This window comes from Lyngbya aestuarii BL J (genome assembly GCF_000478195.2).
In the GTDB taxonomy this organism is placed as follows: Bacteria; Cyanobacteriota; Cyanobacteriia; order Cyanobacteriales; family Microcoleaceae; genus Capilliphycus; species Capilliphycus aestuarii.
This window is the reverse complement of sequence record NZ_AUZM01000250.1, coordinates 1-1,015: the sequence shown is the minus strand read 5'-3', so window position 1 is coordinate 1,015 and position 1,015 is coordinate 1. Positions and strand designations below refer to the sequence as shown.

The window sequence follows — 1,015 nt, the reverse complement described above, 5'->3', positions numbered from 1 at the left end:
GCTCTTCCGATCTGCCACGTCCTGTAATAATAAATTCGCTGTCTTGACCTTGTTTGCAGGGGTCTTGAGCGATTAATTCAGCCGGGTCAATGAATTCTACTTCGGGTGTTTCTGGCGGGTCAAAATTGAGGGTATCATCAATCGAAAGTTCTCCGGCTGCATTAATAATACTATCAGTAGATTGTAAAAGTCCGAGTTCTGAATTTCCTAAAGGACGAATAGTAATATTACTTCCTCCGGTTGGGTTGAAAGCATCAGTTAAAATACGACTTTGTTGAAGTAAAAGTAAAAGATTAGCATCAATTTCAATATTCCCTTCAAAGGTTTGACCGCTGTCACTTCCCGAGGCTAAAATTCTACTTTCATTAAACAAACGAATGTCATCGGATAAAAGTCTAATGTTACCGCCTTGACCCGCTTCTGAATTTGCATTCAGTTGAGCTTGATTGTTTAAAAGGGTTTCGTTTGCAGAAATATCAATATTACCCGGAATTCCTGATGCTGTAGAACTAACATTTACTGAACCGCCATCACGAAGTTGAAATTGTTCTGTTTCAATTCTCACATTTCCAGCATTTCCACTCCCTTGAGTGCCTGCTCGGATATTCCCTTGATTTCTGATTTCTACTAACTCGGAGCTATTAATATTAATATTTCCGGCATCTCCATCTCCATCTATTGTTGCTGCTAATACATTGGCTTCATCTTGAATAAACAACTGATTAGACTCTATTGTAATATTACCTGCGTTTCCACTTCCAGACAAACTTCCCACTCCAATAGATGCTTCATCTTTCAGCACTAACTCGGGAGTTTTAACCGAAATATTTCCAGCATTTCCTACTCCGTCTGTCCCTGCCAATAAGCCACTTTCAAGACGAGATAACTCTACAAAATCTGAGGCTAAAACTTCAATATTACCTGCATTTCCACTTGCCGTATCGTTACTTAAAACAGAAATTAATCCCTTGTCAACAATTAACTCTCCGGTTTCTATTCTAATCTTTCCTGCTCT

Annotated in this window: 1 pseudogene; it reads right to left on the bottom strand. The window is 39.0% G+C overall.

The annotated features are described in order from the left end of the window. Positions 1-1,015 (bottom strand): annotated as a pseudogene (locus tag M595_RS31415) (hypothetical protein); the annotation flags it as partial.